Source organism: Streptomyces krungchingensis (assembly GCF_054729265.1).
The window spans coordinates 6,829,901-6,844,056 of record NZ_JBPUKY010000001.1; the positions used below are offsets into that span (position 1 = coordinate 6,829,901).

Annotated in this window: 7 protein-coding genes; 5 read left to right on the forward strand and 2 right to left on the reverse strand. The window is 73.3% G+C overall.

Annotation, left to right across the window (positions count from 1 at the left end; translation table 11 throughout):
- Positions 1–118: 118 nt before the first annotated feature.
- Positions 119–2,911 (reverse strand): lysylphosphatidylglycerol synthase domain-containing protein, encoded by a 2,793-nt coding sequence (locus ACSYGO_RS30105; protein ID WP_426679787.1) that lies wholly within the window; start codon positions 2,909–2,911, stop codon positions 119–121.
- Between the two features lie 186 nt (positions 2,912–3,097).
- On the opposite strand from ACSYGO_RS30105, the gene ACSYGO_RS30110 reads away from it, so the two are divergent.
- The 5 genes from ACSYGO_RS30110 (at position 3,098) to nudC (ending at position 13,831) form a co-directional block, all read left to right on the forward strand.
- On the forward strand, positions 3,098–3,463 hold the full coding sequence (locus ACSYGO_RS30110; protein WP_257004945.1) for an MGMT family protein: 366 nt from the start codon (positions 3,098–3,100) through the stop codon (positions 3,461–3,463).
- A 311-nt stretch (positions 3,464–3,774) separates the two neighbouring features.
- Positions 3,775–7,458, forward strand: coding sequence for an ATP-dependent helicase (locus ACSYGO_RS30115; RefSeq protein ID WP_460388338.1), 3,684 nt, complete (start codon positions 3,775–3,777; stop codon positions 7,456–7,458).
- 187 nt (positions 7,459–7,645) lie between these two features.
- Positions 7,646–11,368 carry a UvrD-helicase domain-containing protein gene (locus tag ACSYGO_RS30120; RefSeq protein ID WP_460388340.1) on the forward strand — a complete coding sequence of 1,241 codons (3,723 nt, stop codon included), beginning with the start codon at positions 7,646–7,648 and terminating at the stop codon, positions 11,366–11,368.
- Positions 11,369–11,378: 10 nt separating this feature from the next.
- Complete coding sequence (locus tag ACSYGO_RS30125) at positions 11,379–12,791, forward strand: dipeptidase (protein WP_432174202.1); 1,413 nt, start codon at positions 11,379–11,381, stop codon at positions 12,789–12,791.
- An 83-nt stretch (positions 12,792–12,874) separates the two neighbouring features.
- Positions 12,875–13,831: an NAD(+) diphosphatase gene (gene nudC / locus ACSYGO_RS30130; RefSeq protein ID WP_432174203.1), complete on the forward strand. Its 957-nt coding sequence runs from the start codon at positions 12,875–12,877 to the stop codon at positions 13,829–13,831.
- A 6-nt stretch (positions 13,832–13,837) separates the two neighbouring features.
- Here nudC and ACSYGO_RS30135 read toward each other — a convergent pair whose 3' ends face one another.
- Positions 13,838–14,080, reverse strand: coding sequence for a mycoredoxin (locus tag ACSYGO_RS30135; RefSeq protein ID WP_095936509.1), 243 nt, complete (start codon positions 14,078–14,080; stop codon positions 13,838–13,840).
- Positions 14,081–14,156 lie beyond the last annotated feature (76 nt).

The window sequence follows — 14,156 nt, forward strand, 5'->3', positions numbered from 1 at the left end:
CGGACCAGGCAGTACCCAGGGCGGTGCGCGCGACAGCGTGGGCGGCGGCGCGCGAGGCGGCGCGCCCGGCAGGCAATGCGCGGCGCGATGCGCGCGACGGTGCGCCCGCGCCTTCCGGCTAGAGCGCGCCCTTGCGCGTCAAGTGGTTGAAGAACAGCCAACCCGGCAGCACGGGCAGCCACAGCGTCAGCAGCCGGTACAGCAGGACCGCGGGTGCCGCGACCTCCTTGGGGAGCCCGACGGCGATCAGGCCGACCGTGAGGGTGGCCTCGACGGCGCCCACGCCGCCAGGGGTCGGCGCCGCGGATCCCAGCGCGTTGCCCGCGAGGAAGACGACGGCGACGCTGGCGAGGCTCAGCGTGGTCGACTCCTCGTGGCCGAACGCCCGGATCGACGCGTCCAGGCACATCACGAAGCAGGCGGTCAGCAGCAGCATGCCGCCGATACCGGTGACCAGCTTCTGCGGCCTCTGGAGCACGTCGAGCATGCGCGGCACCACGCCGGCGAACAGCGACCGCACGCGCGTGACGACGAACTTGCGCAGGAACGGGACCGACGTCACCACCAGGACCAGTACCGCCACCGTCAGCAGGCCCGCGATGACCGTGCGGGACGGCGACAGGGACGGTGTCTTCTCGGTGCCGGTCAGATAGCCGAAGGAGAGCAGCATCAGGATGTGGCAGCCGAGGCCGAACAACTGGGAGGCGCCGACGCTCGCCACCGCGAGACCGGGCCGCACCCCGGCGCGCTGGAGGAAGCGCGTGTTGAGCGCCACACCGCCGACCGCGGCGGGCGCCACGATCTTCACGAACGAGCCCGCGACCTGCGCCGCCACGGTCCGCGCGAACGGCACCCGCTCGGGCACGAAGCCCAGCAGGCTCATCGCCGCCGCGACGTAACTGAGCGCCGAGAACAGCACCGCCGCGGCGACCCAGCCCCACTCGGCGTTGTCGAAGAGGGTCCCGAACTCGATGTGGGTCAGCTGCGTCAGCAGGAAGTACGCGCCGATCGCTCCGGCGATGAAACTGATCAGCGTGCGCGGTCTGACCCGTTCCAGGCGGGCGGGTTCGACCGGTGCCTGCGGCCTGATCAGCAGCACCTGGTGGCGGATCTGGGTGAGCAGGTCCTCCTCGCGCGCCTCGTCCAGGGCTTCGTCCATCGCCCGCTTCTCGGCGCGCTGCTCCGCCCGCACCGCCTTCTTGCCGGGCTTCTCCTGCACGGATGTGGTGTTCTGCCGGGCCTCCTCCGCGCGGGCGAGCTTGTCCTGCCGGGAGGCCTCGAGGACGGCCTCGCGCTCCCGGTGCGCACGCTCCCGGGCGAGCTTGCGCAGCGTCGCGCGCGTGGAGCGTGTCAGGGCGATCGGCTGGAGCATCGGCAGACAGTCCGCGACCGCGTCCGGGCCGAGCACGCCGACCGCCGACGCCACCGCGCGCTCGGCGCCCACCCGCAGTCCGAGCGTGGTGACCAGCTGGGCGATGTCCATGCGCAGCAGCAGGTCGCCGGCCGCGATCTCGCCGCCGCGCAGATCGGTGAGGATCACCGTGCCGGAACGATCCACCAGAATCGCGTCGCCCGCGAGCCTGCGGTGCGCGATGCGGCGGGACTGGAGGGCCTGTACCTGGTGCCAGGTGTCGCGCAGCAGGTCGTCGGTGATGAGTTCGTCGGGAACCGCGTCGAGGGTGCGCCCGCCGGTGTGCTCGTAGACGAGCATCACGGCGTCCGGGCCCAGCTCGGAGGTCGCGATCAGCTTGGGCGCGTTGGCGCCGGCGGCGATGGCCGCGTACGCGAGGAGCGCCTCCTGCTCCAGTGCCTGGCGCAGTGACTGCAGGCTGCGGCGGGTGGTGATGCCGCGCAGTGTCAGGCGTCGCCACACGCGGTAGAAGAACCCCTGTGCCTGCTGCTCACGGTCGACGACCGTGACGTCCAGGGGCCGGCCGTCCTCCAGGGTGACGAAGTAGCGCCTGCCGCGGTCGCCGTTCTCCGTGGCGTCCGGAGCTTCCTCGCGGGCCGCGCTCACCGGGTGGAAGCCGACGTGTCGCAGGCCCGCCATGAGCGTCCGACCGGTGGGCCGCACGTTCGGTGAGCCGACCGCGTACAGCGTCCCGTAGGCGACGGTCCAGCCGATGAGCACCGTCAGGATGATCGAGAACGGCGTCGTGTAGCCGGTGACCAGCATGGAGAAGGCGTCCAGGAGGAGCACCACCCAGAGCACCGCGCGCCAGCGCGGTCTGCGGGACATGCCGACGGCCGTCATGTACGCGATGACGGGTGCGAGATAGCCGTGCACCGGGTCGGTGAGGGCGTGGATGTCACCGGGGGACGGCTGGGTGAGGGCTTCCTGGATGGAGTCCGGCGCCGCCTTCGCCACCCACAGGTCGGTGGCGAGAGTCACCCCGTGCGCGAGGACCGCGGCGAGCACGCCGTCGGCGATGCGCAATCCGTCCCGTTTGATCAGCCGCTCGATCGCGAAGGCGACCGGCACCAGGAGGATCGCGATGCTCGACGCCAGACCCGCGATCTTGATGAGCAGGTCGGGCGCCTGGCCGGTGCCCTTGTTGATGTCCTGTTCGAGCCCCGAGGTGGTGCCGTGCGCGAACGCGGCGATGGCGAGCAGCACGACGATCGCGAGGACCCCGACCAGAAGCCGCATCAGGTCGGACGGACGGTGCACGCGCGCGGGGAGCAGGGGCTCGTCGCCCTCGACCTCGTCCGTGTGACCGTCGTCCGTGCCCGCCTCGGCCGGCGTTTCCGCGCTCTCGCGTGCTTCAGCGGCGGTCTCGTCGGCGGCCGTGGGGACGGATCCGTGGTTCTTCTTGCCCGCGTCGTTCCCCTCGGCGCCGCCGGTGTCCGGGCGTGACGAGGCCTCGGAGGTGCCCTCTGCGTCTTCGGGGTGCACGCTCTGCTGCCTCATGGTCTCTTCTTGATCTCGTATCACCGGTCACCGCCCGGACGATGGTGGCATGCCCGACCGACACACGGGGGCATCAGGGTGCAATACGGGGGCGCACAGTCTGCCCGAAGCACGGCGGCCGGGGCGAGCGGTACGCACAGTGGTCGCCGCGTCGCACTGTCGGTGGGGTGGGGCAGGATGGGACGGATGAGCGAGGAGAGCCTTCCGGCGGACGCGCTGCCGGAGTATGCGGAGCGGGTCCTCGACGTCGCCGAGTCGATCCCGCCCGGACGTGTGATGACGTACGGCGACGTCGCGGAATGGCTGGAGGAGGGCGGGCCGCGCCAGGTGGGCCGCGTGATGGCCCTCTACGGAGGAGCGGTTCCGTGGTGGCGTGTCATACGCGCCGACGGCGTGCTGCTGCCCGGCCACGAGCTGGAGGCGCTCGCGCGCTACCGCGAGGAGGGCACGCCGCTGAGGGAGGCGGGCCGGTCCTCCGAGGGACATGTGCCGCGCGTCGACATGAGACGAGCGCGATGGGACGGCGGCGAGCACGCGGAAGGTCACACCTGACAGCTTCCGCCATCCGAGGGGCGGACGGGGCGCCTGTGGCCCGTACGAGGGAAACGAGGCACATCCGTGACATGCCGTACGTTCGTGGTGCGGGGGGCGTGAGCGGCGCGGGTGATGTGAGGGAAGAAGGGGAAGCCCTGCTTCCGCGAAGCCCACCGGCGTAGCGTCTTCGGCGCGCACCTTCCTCACCCCGCGGCCACCGCGCCCCACGCGCGGCGGTCCTCCCGTCCGTCTCCCGACCACCGTCCCCCGATGCCGGCGCCCCGCGCCGGCAGTGACGAACCGCACAACCACCAGGACCGGCGAACCACGTGAGCTCCTCTTCCTCCACCAGGCGCCTGACGCACCCCCCGGTGCGTCAGGGGGCCCGCGGCGCGTACCGGCTGGTGCGTACCCCGCCGGCCCGGGTGGACCCCCCTCGTCTTGACGCGGGGCAGCGCGCGGTGGTTGACCACAGGAGCGGTCCGCTGCTCGTCCTCGCAGGTCCGGGCACCGGCAAGACGACCACGCTCGTCGAGTCCGTGGCCGCCCGGATCGCCCGCCACGGCGACCCGGAGCGGGTGCTCGTGCTGACGTTCAGCAGAAAGGCCGCCGTCGAGCTGCGCGACCGCATGGCGCTGCGCATAGGGGCCGCCCGTGCACCCCAGGCCACCACCTTCCACTCCTTCTGTTACGCCCTCGTCCGCGCGCAGCAGGACAGCGACCTGTTCGCGGAGCCGCTCAGGCTGCTGTCCGGCCCTGAACAGGACGTGGCCGTGCGTGAGCTGCTCGCCGGGCAGCCCGACCTGGAGCGGCTCGGCCTCGCGCATGTGCGCTGGCCCGACGAACTGCGCGCCTGCCTCACCACGCGCGGCTTCGCCGACGAGGTCCGCGCCGTCCTCGCCCGCAGCCGTGAACTGGGCCTCGGCCCCGACGCCCTGGACGCCTTCGCGCGCCGCATCGGCCGTCCCGACTGGGGCGCGGCGGCGGCCTTCCTCGCCGAGTACCTCGACGTACTCGACATGCAAGGGGTGCTCGACTACGCGGAACTGGTCCACCGCGCGGTGCTCCTCGCCCGGCGCCCCGAGGTCGCCCGGCAGCTCGCCGCGCGGTACGACGCGGTCTACGTGGACGAGTACCAGGACACCGATCCCGCGCAGGTACGGCTGCTGCACGCCCTCGCGGGCGGCGGACGCACCCTCGTCGCGTTCGGTGACCCCGACCAGTCGATCTACGCGTTCCGCGGCGCCGACGTCAACGGCATCCTGGACTTCCCCGACGCCTTCCCGAGCGCCGACGGCCGTCCGGCACCGGTCGAGGTGCTGCGGACGTCCCGCCGCTCCGGCGCGGCCCTGCTGTCCGCCACCCGCCTGCTCACCCAGCGCATGCCGTTGACCCGCCTGCCGGCGGAGAAGGTGCGCGCCCACCGCGAACTGTCGCCGGTCCGGGACGGGGGCCGCGTGGAGGTCCACACGTACCCGACGCCGGGTACGGAACTCGACAACATCGCGGACCTGCTGCGCCGCGCCCACCTGGAGGACGGCGTCCCCTGGGGCGAGATGGCCGTCCTGGTGCGCGCGGGTGCCCGCACGATCCCGACGATCCGGCGGGCCCTCACGGCGGCGGGGGTCCCCCTCGACATCGACGGCGACGACCTGCCGCTGCGGCACGAACCGGCCGTCGCACCCCTGCTCGCGGCCTTGCGGGCGGTGGCCCGCGCGGAGGACGCCGGCCCGGAGGACGCCGGCCCGGCGGCGGGCGAGCCCTCGGACGCCGAGATCACCGGGGCCGATGGGGGCGCCGGTGCCGATGGTGCGGAGGCCTTTGACGTCGACAGCGGTCACGCGGGCGCTGATGGTGCCGAAGCCGGCGACGCGGCGGGTGACGCGGCTGCCGGTGGCGCGGAGGTCGGCGACGCGGGGGGTGACGCGACTGCCGGTGGCGCGGAGGCCGGGGACACGGACAGCGGTGGCGCGGAGGCCGGAGACGCGGACAGCGGTGACGCGGAGGCCGGAGACGCGGACAGCGGTGACGCGGAGGCCGGGGACGCAGACAGCGGTGACGCGGAAGCCGGGGACGCAGTCAGCGGTGACGCGGAAGCCGGAGACGCAGGCACCGGCGACATGACGGCGACCGCGTCGTCCTGGCTCGACACCGAGACCGCGCTCGCCCTGCTCGCCTCCCCCCTGGCGAGCATGGACGCCGCCGATCTGCGCCGCCTGGGCCGCGCGCTGCGCGAGGAGGAGCGCGCCGCCGGGAATCTCGTACCGCCGCCGTCCGACGAACTGCTCGCCCGCGCGCTCGCCGAGCCGGAGCGGCTCGTCGCGCACGACCCCGCGTATGCCCGCGGGGCACAGCGGCTGGGCGCCCTGCTGCGCAAGGCACGCGAGCGCCTCGCCGGCGGCGGGACCGCCGAGGAGGCGCTCTGGGACCTGTGGGAAGGCACGCCGTGGCCGCAGCGCCTGGAGCGGGCCGCCCGCCGCGGCGGGGCGGCCGGGCGCAACGCCGACCGTGACCTGGACGCCGTCTGCGCGCTCTTCGCGACCGCGGCGCGCGCCGAGGAGCGCACCGGCGGCCGGGGCGCCCTCAACTTCCTGGAGGAGATCGAGGCCGAGGACATCGCCGCCGACACCCTCACCCGCAGGGCCGTGCGCCCCGACGCCGTGCGCCTGATGACCGCACACCGCTCCAAGGGCCTGGAATGGCGCCTGGTCGTCGTGGCCGGGGTCCAGGAGGGTCTCTGGCCCGACCTGCGCCGCCGTGGCTCGCTGCTGGAGGCGGACCGCATCGGCCGTGACGGGCTCGCCGAGCCCCTCACCCCCGGCGCCCTGCTCTCCGAGGAGCGGCGACTGTTCTACGTGGCCGCCACGCGCGCGCGTGAACGCCTCGTCGTCACCGCCGTGAAGGCCCCCGCCGACGACGGCGACCAGCCCTCCCGGTTCCTGACCGAACTGGGCGTGGAGCCGAAGGACGTGACCGGCCGCCCGCGCCGTCCCCTGTCCGTCGCCGCGCTCGTCGCCGAACTGCGCGCCACGACCGTCGACCCGCGCGTCTCGGACACCCTCAGGCAGGCCGCGGCCCAGCGCCTCGCCCGGCTCGCCGCGCTCGCGGACGAGGACGGGCGCCCGCTGGTCCCGTCGGCGCACCCCTACCGCTGGTGGGGCATGTACGAGCCGACCGAGAGCAAGGTGCCGCTGCGCGACCGTGACCAGCCCGTCGTGCTGTCCGGCAGCGCCCTCGACCAGCTCGCCAACACCTGTGCCCTCCAATGGTTCCTGGGCCGCGAGGTGAAGGCCGACGCACCCGCCACCGCCGCCCAGGGCTTCGGCAACGTGGTGCACGTCCTCGCCGACGAGGTCGCCTCCGGGCACACCCCCGCCGACCTCGCCGTCCTCATGGAGCGCCTCGACTCCGTGTGGAACGCGCTCGCCTTCGACGCGCCCTGGAAGTCCGCCCAGGAGAAGGAGCACGCGCGCGTGGCGCTCGAACGCTTCCTGGAGTGGCACGTCATGGACCGCACCGGCCGTACTCCGGTGGCCAGCGAGCACGACTTCGACGTCACGCTCGACGCGGGCTCCTACGAAGTGCGCATCCGCGGCTCCATGGACCGCGTCGAGGCGGACACCGAGGGCCGCGCCTACGTGGTCGACTTCAAGACCGGCAAGCAGGCGCCGACCGCCGCCGAGGTCGCCCACCACCCGCAGCTCGCCGTCTACCAGCTCGCCGTCCGGGAGGGCGCCGTCGACGACGTCTTCGACGGTGTGCGTCCCGAGCCGGGCGGTGCCGAACTGGTCCAGCTGCGCCAGGGCGCCGCCAAGAAGAACGGCGGGGAGACGCTTCCCAAGGTGCAGGCCCAGGAGCCGCTGGAGGGCGAGTGGGTCGGCGACCTGCTGGCCACCGCCGCCGGGAAGGTCCTCGACGAACGGTTCTCGCCGACCGCCGGACAGCACTGCACGCACTGCGCCTTCCGGGCGTCCTGCAGCGCCCGGCCGGAGGGACGGCACGTCGTCGAGTGAGCCGCGGGCCTGGGGCCGCCGCGTCAGCGAGTGGGCCGCCGCCCTGGGACCGCGTCGTCGGGTGACCCGCGGCCCCAGCGCCGCGTCAGCGAGTGACGTACGGCACCACACGTGCTGACCTGCGGTTCTTCCGCCCCGACGGCCGATGTGGCCCCCGCTGTCAGTGGGCGCCGCTAGCCTCTCTGACGTGTCCGCCCGTATCACCGATCCCGAGCAGCTCAAAGAGCTCCTCGGGATCCCGTTCACCCCGGAGCAGACGGCCTGCATCACCGCACCGCCCGCCCCGCAGGTGATCGTGGCCGGAGCCGGCTCGGGCAAGACCACGGTGATGGCCGCGCGTGTGGTGTGGCTGGTCGGCACCGGCCAGGTCGCCCCCGAGCAGGTCCTCGGCCTGACCTTCACCAACAAGGCCGCCGGCGAACTCGCCGAGCGCGTCCGCAAGGCACTGGTCAAGGCGGGCGTCACCGACCCCGACGTCATCGACCCGGACAACCCGCCGGGCGAGCCGGTCATCTCCACGTACCACGCCTTCGCCGGCCGCCTGCTGACCGACCACGGCCTGCGCATCGGACTCGAACCCACCTCCCGGCTGCTGGCCGACGCCACGCGCTACCAGCTCGCCGCGCGCGTGCTGCGCGAGGCACCGGGGCCGTTCCCGGCACTGACCCGCTCGTTCGCCGATCTGGTCGGCGACCTCCTCACCCTCGACTCCGAGCTCGCCGAACACCTCGTACGCCCCGAGGACCTGCGCGCGTACGACGCCGGGCTGCTGCGCGAGCTCGCCGGCGCCAAACTCACCAACGCCGACCTGCGCAAGGTCCCCGAGGCGGCGGCCGCCCGGCGTGAACTCGCCGAACTGGTCGGGCGCTACCGCGCGGCCAAACGCGAGCGCGACCTCCTCGACTTCGGCGACCAGATCGCCCTGTCGGCCACCCTCGCCCGCACCCGCCCCGAGGTGGGGGAGATCCTGCGCGACGAGTTCCGCGTCGTCCTGCTGGACGAGTACCAGGACACGTCGGTGGCCCAGCGCGTCCTGCTCGCCGGACTGTTCGGCGGCGGCACCGGACACCCGGTCACCGCGGTCGGCGACCCCTGCCAGGCGATCTACGGCTGGCGCGGCGCCTCCGTCGCCAACCTCGACGACTTCCCCGACCACTTCGCCCACCGCGACGGCCGCCCCGCCACCCGTCAGGCGCTCAGCGAGAACCGCCGCAGCGGTGGCCGCCTCCTCGACCTCGCCAACGGCCTGGCGGAGCCCCTGCGCGCCATGCACGCGGGCGTGGAGGCGCTGCGCCCCGCCCCCGGAGCCGAGCGCGACGGCCTGGTCCGCTGCGCACTGCTGCGCACCCACGCCGAGGAGATCGACTGGCTCGCCGACTCCCTCGCCCATCTCGTACGCACCGGCAAGGCGCCCGGCGAGATCGCGGTCCTGTGCCGTACGGCCGGGGACTTCGCCGAGATCCAGGGCGCCCTCGTCGCCCGCGACATCCCCGTCGAAGTAGTGGGCCTCTCCGGCCTGCTGCACCTGCCCGAGGTCGCCGACCTCGTCGCCGTCTGCGAGGTGCTCCAAGACCCCGGAGCCAACGCCTCCTTGGTACGGCTGCTCACCGGTCCGCGCTGGCGCATCGGCCCCCGCGACCTCGCTCTCCTGGGCCGACGCGCCCGGCTGCTGGTGTCCCACGCGCGCGCGGGAGCCGACGACGACCCGGAGCGCCGGCTCGCCGCGGCCGTCGAAGGCGTCGACCCGTCCGAGGTGATATCGCTCGCGGACGCCCTCGACACGTTCCTGGAGCTGCCCATCGAGGCCGAGGGGGACGACGACGGGCTGCCGTTCTCGCCGGACGCGCGCGTCCGCTTCGCGCGGCTCGCGGCGGAACTGCGCGACCTGCGCCGCTCGCTCGCCGACCCGCTGATGGACGTCCTGCACCGGGTGCTCGCCGTCACGGGCCTGGAGGTCGAGCTCTCGGCCTCCCCGCACGCCCTCGCCGCCCGCCGCCGCGAGACCCTGTCGAACTTCCTGGACATCGCCGCGTCCTTCGCCGCGGGCGACGGCGAGGCGACGCTGCTGGCCTTCCTCGGCTTCCTGCGCACCGCCGCGCAGTACGAGAAGGGCCTCGACAACGCCCTCCCGGGCGGCGAGAACACCGTCAAGGTGCTGACCGCGCACAAGTCCAAGGGCCTGGAGTGGGACGTCGTCGCGGTTCCCGGCCTCGTCACCGGGACCTTCCCCAGCAGCCAGGGTCGGGAGAAGTGGACCGCCCAGGGCAAGGTCCTGCCGCACGAGCTGCGCGGTGACGCCGACACACTGCCCGACGTCGAGGCCTGGGACGCCAAGGGCCTCAAGGGCTTCCACGAGGCCATGAAGGACCACCAGCACACCGAGGAACTCCGCCTCGGCTACGTCACCTTCACCCGCCCCCGCTCCCTCCTGCTCGGCTCCGGCCACTGGTGGGGCCCCTCCCAGAAGCGGCCGCGGGGCCCCTCGGACTTCCTGCACGCTCTGTACGAGCACTGCGCGGCCGGACACGGCGAGATCGAGGCCTGGGCCGACGAGCCGGCCGAGGACGAGGAGAATCCCGCCCTCCACGAGGCGGCCGCCGACCACGCGTGGCCGCTCCCGCTCGACGACGCGGCACTCGCCCGCCGTCGCGCCGCCGCGGAGACCGTACTCGCCCACCTGGAGCGGGTCGCGTCGCACGAGCAGGCCGGCCCCGGGACCTGGCAGACAGGGCCGCGGGCGGCACACGACCCGGTCTCCTACGACGACCCCGACTGGCCGCCTCCGCCGGACGACGACGAATCCCTCTACGGACCGCCCGACGAGCCCTCAAGGCCGCTCGACGAGCCGCCTTATGAAGAGGGCGACTTCGCCGACGGAGATCCCTTCTCCGACGACGATCCGTTCCTGGACCACGCTCCGGTGCCGGACGGCGATCGGCTCGCCGCCGGCGATCAGCACTCCGACGGAGATCGGTTCGCCGGCGGCGACCAGCACTCCGGCGCCGATCCGTTCGAGGACGATCAGGCCGACCGGGAATCGTGGACGGCGGACCGCCCGGCTGGACGGCCGGTCGTTCCCCGGCAGGCGCCCGGCCCGGGAAGCCGTCGGTATCCCGAGGGCCCTGGGCAGCTCACCCCCGAGGAGGCCCGCACCCTCGCCTCCTGGGACCGCGACCTGGACGCGCTGGCCGGGGAACTGCTGCGTGCCCGCGCGACGGTCACCGACGTCCCCCTGCCGGCTTCGCTCACCGCGTCGCAGCTGCTGCGGCTGGCCGCCGACCCGGACGGCTTCGCGCAGGAGCTGGCACGTCCCATGCCACGCCCCCCGCAGCCCGCGGCGCGCCGGGGCACACGCTTCCACGCCTGGGTGGAGTCCCGTTTCGAGGAGCTGCGGCTGCCGATGCTCGAGCCCGAGGAGCTGCCCGGCACCGACGCCGAGATCGCCGACGAACGTGACCTGGAAGCCCTCAAGGAAGCCTTCGAACGCACTCCGTACGCCCAGCGCACCCCGTACCGCGTCGAGGCGCCGTTCCAGCTCGCCATCGCCGGACGCGTCGTGCGCGGCCGCATCGACGCCGTCTACAAGGAGGGCGACGGCCGGGCGGCGACGTACGAGATCGTCGACTGGAAGACCAGCCGGGCCCGCACGGCCGACCCGCTCCAGCTCGCGCTCTACCGCCTCGCCTGGGCCGAGCAGCAGGGCGTGCCCCCGGAATCCGTCACGGCCGCCTTCCTGTACGTCCGCAGCGGCGAGGTCGTCCGCCCCGAACTGGCGGACCGTGCCGCGCTGGAGCGGCTGATCGTCGAGGACCCGACGGGCTCCCGGGACGGGACGCCGGGGGGAGAGCGGGGCCCCGGGGACGGGACGCCCGTGGAACCGCCGGGCGGACACGCCTCCGAGGGCGGATAGGCTCGTGAGCATGAGCAAGCCCGTTGACAACGCCGTCAGCACCGTCCGTGCGTACATCCAGACCCACCGAGCCGCCTTCCTCGACGACCTCGCGGAATGGCTGCGCATCCCCTCCGTGTCGGCCCAGCCCGACCATGCCGCGGACGTGGCACGCAGCGCCGACTGGCTTGCCGCCAAGCTCCAGGAGACCGGTTTCACCACCGCGGAGGTCTGGCCGACCGCCGGCGCCCCGGCCGTCTTCGCCGAGTGGCCCTCCGACGACCCCGAGGCACCCACCGTCCTCGTCTACGGCCACCACGACGTGCAGCCCGCCGCCCGCGAGGACGGCTGGGACAGCGAGCCCTTCGAGCCGGTGATCCGGGGGAACCGCCTCCACGCGCGCGGGGCCGCCGACGACAAGGGCCAAGTGTTCTTCCACACACTCGGTGTCCGCGCCCACCTCGCCGCCACCGGGCGCACCACCCCGGCCGTGCACCTCAAGCTCCTGATCGAGGGCGAGGAGGAGTCCGGCTCCCCGCACTTCCGCGACCTCGTAGAGGCGCACGCGGACCGGCTCGCCGCCGACGCGGTGATCGTCTCCGACACCGGCATGTGGTCCGAGGACACCCCCACGGTGTGCACCGGCATGCGCGGTCTCGCCGAGTGCGAGATCGAGCTGCACGGCCCCGACCAGGACATCCACTCCGGCTCCTTCGGCGGCGCCGTGCCCAACCCCGCGACCGCCGCCGCCCGGCTCGTCGCCGCCCTGCACGACGAGCACGCGCGCGTGGCCGTGCCCGGCTTCTACGACGGCATCACCCCACTCACCGACCGCGAGCGCGAGCTCTTCGCCGAGCTGCCCTTCGACGAGGAGACGTGGCTGCGCACGGCCAGGTCGACGGCCACCCACGGGGAGGCCGGCCACACCACCCTGGAGCGCATCTGGGCCCGGCCGACCGCGGAGGTCAACGGCATCGGCGGCGGCTACCAGGGTCCCGGCAGCAAGACGATCATCCCGTCCTCGGCCATGGTCAAGCTCTCCTTCCGGCTGGTCGCGGGGCAGGACCCGGACCACATCGAGAAGGCGGTACGCGCCTGGGCCTCCGGGCAGCTGCCCGCCGGCATCCGGTACGAGATCACCTTCGGCGCGGCCACGCGCCCGTGCCTCACGCCCCTGGACCACCCGGCGCTCCAGTCCGTCGCACGCGCCATGGGCCGCGCCTTCGAGCAGCCGATCCGCTTCACGCGAGAGGGTGGCTCCGGGCCCGCGGCCGACCTTCAGGAAGTCCTCGGGGCCCCCGTGCTCTTCCTCGGGATCTCCGTCCCGTCCGACGGCTGGCACGCCCCGAACGAGAAGGTCGAACTCGATCTCCTCATGAAGGGCGTCGAGACCACAGCCCACCTGTGGGGCGATCTGGCCGAGAACTGGCGCGAGGCACACTGAAGGAGCCGATCCGCGCCCTGGAGGGCGTCCCGCACATCCGTCCTGCTGAACCGCCCGCCGAAACAACCGTTACACCGGGGGAGTTGGAAGCACCCGTGACCACCTGGACCGACAGCACCGCCGACCGTCCCATCTCGCTCACCGCCCCGAGCGGCATCGACCGCGCCGCCCACCACCGCCTCGACGAGGCCTGGCTCGCGGCGGCCTGGAGCCACCCCAAGACCCGTGTCTTCGTGGTCTCGGGCGGTCAGGTACTCATCGACGAGACCGCGGACGGCACCACCGAACTGGTGATGACGCCCGCCTTCGAAGCCCCGCTCACCGAGGCACACCGCTACTTCCTCGGCACGGACGACGACGGTGTGAGCTACTTCGCACTCCAGAAGGACACACTGCCGGGCCGCATCGACCAGTCCGCGCGACCGGCGGGACTGCGCGAGGCCGGACTCCTGCTCTCGCCGCGCGACTCGGGCCTCATGGTGCACGCGGTCGCCCTGGAGAACTGGCAGCGACTGCACCGGTTCTGCTCGCGCTGCGGGGAACGCACGGTCATCGCCGCCGCCGGGCACATCCGCCGCTGCCCCGCCTGCGGGGCCGAGCACTACCCCCGCACCGACCCGGCCGTGATCATGGCGGTGACGGACGACACCGACCGCATCCTGCTCGGCCGCCAGGTGCACTGGCCCGAGGGACGCTTCTCCACGCTCGCCGGCTTCGTCGAGCCCGGTGAGTCCATCGAGCATTCCGTGCGCCGCGAGGTCTTCGAGGAGGTCGGCGTCACGGTCGGCGAGGTCGAGTACGTCGCCAGCCAGCCCTGGCCCTTCCCCTCCAGCCTCATGCTCGGCTTCATGGCCCGTGCCACCTCGTCGGAGATCGACGTCGACGGCGAGGAGATCCACGAAGCCCGCTGGTTCTCCCGGGACGAGCTGCGGGCCGCTTTCGAGTCCGGGGAGGTGCTGCCTCCCTACGGAATCTCGATCGCGGCCCGCCTCATCGAACTCTGGTACGGCAAGCCCCTGCCCACGCGGGCGGTCGCTTGATCCGGCTCAGACGCCGATCTTCTGCTTGACCTGCGCCAGCGAAGGGTTCGTGAGCGTCGAACCGTCCGGGAAGAGAACGGTGGGAACCGTCTGGTTTCCGCCGTTCGCCTTCTCCACGAACGCCGCGGACTGCGGGTCCTGCTCGATGTTGATCTCCGTGTACGCGATGCCCTCGCGGTCCATCTGGCTCTTCAGCCGACGGCAGTAACCGCACCACGTGGTGCTGTACATCGTCACAGTGCCCTGCATGTCGTTTGCGCTCCTTCACGGCTCGGGGGGTGCGTCGTAGCTGCCAGTGGAACGCAAGTGACCTGCCCGGCATTCC